At 61.4% G+C, this 2183-nt stretch carries 5 protein-coding genes; 1 reads left to right on the top strand and 4 read right to left on the bottom strand.

Annotated elements, in window-relative coordinates; translation table 11 throughout:
• The 4 genes from EOM25_14225 to EOM25_14210 form a co-directional block, all read right to left on the bottom strand.
• A partial coding sequence (locus EOM25_14225) for a phosphoesterase (GenBank protein NCC26331.1) occupies positions 1-338 on the bottom strand: 338 nt, incomplete at its 3' end.
• Positions 339-370: 32 nt separating this feature from the next.
• Positions 371-859: a hypothetical protein gene (locus EOM25_14220; GenBank protein ID NCC26330.1), complete on the bottom strand. Its 489-nt coding sequence runs from the start codon at positions 857-859 to the stop codon at positions 371-373.
• A 1-nt stretch (position 860) separates the two neighbouring features.
• Positions 861-1370, bottom strand: coding sequence for a GNAT family N-acetyltransferase (locus tag EOM25_14215; protein ID NCC26329.1), 510 nt, complete (start codon positions 1368-1370; stop codon positions 861-863).
• A gap of 13 nt (positions 1371-1383) precedes the next feature.
• A complete protein-coding gene (locus EOM25_14210; protein NCC26328.1) occupies positions 1384-1926 on the bottom strand; it encodes a PTS sugar transporter subunit IIA in 543 nt (180 codons plus the stop codon).
• Here EOM25_14210 and EOM25_14205 point away from each other — a divergent pair.
• Positions 1834-2183 (top strand): NAD-dependent epimerase/dehydratase family protein (locus EOM25_14205; protein ID NCC26327.1); only part of this gene is annotated, 350 nt, incomplete at its 3' end. The genes EOM25_14210 and EOM25_14205 overlap by 93 nt on opposite strands.

The following is a 2183-nucleotide window of genomic DNA, read 5'->3' as shown; positions in this document are numbered from 1 at the left end:
TTGAAATTGTGGGCCAGGATGTCTCCGGGGAAAAGGATGAGGTCGGGAGCGGGTTCCAATCGGGCCAGGTTGGCCTTCAGGGAGTCCAGAAGAGCTGGCCCGCAGGTCTGACCGGCCAGGGGGATGGTGTCGTTGCCGGAGGAGAATATGTCGGCCCATTCGGTCCAGGGCCGGGCGTCAAGCTCGGCCACCAGCTGGGGCTGGCGGAAGGGGTCGAAATGGACGTCGGTGACCAGCAGGGCCGTGGACTGGCCGTCGGATCCGGAACCGCCCTGACAGGCGGCCAGGAACAGGCCGAGGAAGAGACCGGCGATGATGCGGGCGACGGACGTGCTCATGGTTGCTCCTTGAAGATGGTTTTTTTCGAGGATCAGACCCTCTGGGTTTCCGACAACGTAAAAGAGAACATCGTCCCTGTCCGCAGGTAGTGGGCAAGCATGGTTTGCAGCACAGTCATTTCCTCGCCAAAGCCCTCCTGGCTCAATCCAGCCAGAAAATTTTCTCCGGCCTCGTTTAGGGCGGTGCAGACTTGCCTCCACTCCCATCTGCTGGTGTCGGCCTCGGCCTCCAGGAGACGGATGGCGTAACGGATGGACCTCAGGGGATTGATGCGGACGAATTCAATGGCCTTCGGGGGCTCGTGCCTGCTGACGACCCAAGTGTCGCGAGGGCCGTCGTCAAGAAATTCCGTGGTGAAGATGCAGTCGAGCTCGACCAAGCCTGAATCGGAATAGACCATCTCGCATCGCCAGGGCTCAATCCATTCTCGCTCCCGGACCGGGCAGAGCAGGGGGAAAACTTTTTCCGGGGAGGCCGGCAGATCCATGACATAGGACAATATTATTCGTTGTTTGTTCAAACTATGTCTCCATTTGTTTGGCCAGGGTGTTGGCTTGGGTTGTTCGATTCAGGTGCATGTGCAGGAGGGCGAGGCGGCGACCGGAACCGTCGCGGCGCTCCTCCATGGCAAAGGGTTCAAAACCGAGCTTGGCGTACAGGAGCAGGCCGGAGGTATTGGCGTTGAAGCAGGACACGCTGATTTCCGAGGCTTCGTGCTTGGAAAAGGCCAGATCGATCATGTGGCGGACGAGAAAGACGGCCACGCCTCGGCCTCGGGCCGCCGGGGCGACGACGACGTTTCCGATGCTGCACCGGCCTTGAAAATTCCATCGATAAAAGTTGGCAAAGGCGATCGGATCTCCATCCAGATCCACCACCGTGGAGTCGGACCGTGCGTCGATGGCTTCCTGAAGCCGTTCCGGAGTCAAGGGGAACTCGGCTTTTGGAAAAAAATGAAAGAGTTCTTCGGCGTTTCTGGGGAAACCGCAGATGGTCGCAAGATCATTCTGACGAACGGGCCGAGCTTGCAACTTCTGATTCCTCCTATCGTTTCCATTGGACCCCGGTTTGGACCAGGGCCAAAAAATCCGTGAAGCTGCCAACGGTCAGGAACCGATCGAGCATGGATCGGTCCCGGAAGAGCCGGGCGATGCCTGAGACGATGTCCAAATGGGCGCAGGGGTCGTTCTGGGGGGTGAGAATGAGGAAGATCACATGGGCCGGGATGTCGTCCGGGGCGTCGAAGTCCAGGCCCGCAGCCGAGATACCCACCACGATCCGGGGCTCATTTAAAGCCGGGATGCGGGCGTGGGGAATGGCCACGCCGTTGCCGATGCCGGTGCCCATGGCCTCCTCCCGGGACCAGGCCGCTGCGGTCACGGCCTGGGGATCCAGTCCTTCGACCTCGGCGGCCGATGCCGCCAGAGCCTCGATGGCATGGCGGCGGGTCTGGGCCTGAAGGTCGGGGACGAATAGTTTGGATGACAGGGCGTCCTGGAGCCGCGATTTCCTCTTGGTCCCAAGGCCCAGGCGCATGAGGGGGCCGCTGAGCATGGACGTGGCCATGGCCATGATGATCAGGGCCACGAAGAGGCGCTGGTCGATTACGCCCGGCGCACCGGCGCACCGGTGGCGGTCTACCGGCTGCCCAACGTGTTCGGCAAGTGGTCGCGGCCGAACTACAACACCGTGGTCGCCACCTTCTGCCACAATATCGCCCGCGACCTGGACATCACCATCTCCGACCCCGAGCGGGAGTTGGAACTGGTGTACATCGACGATGTGGTGGCCGCGTTCCTGCGCCACCTCGATGGCGAAGACGACCTGGGGCGGCAGCGCTACAC

The sequence above is a fragment of the Deltaproteobacteria bacterium genome, assembly GCA_009929795.1.
GTDB lineage: Bacteria > Desulfobacterota > Desulfovibrionia > Desulfovibrionales > Desulfomicrobiaceae > RZZR01.
This window is presented reverse-complemented; position numbering and strand designations above follow the sequence as displayed.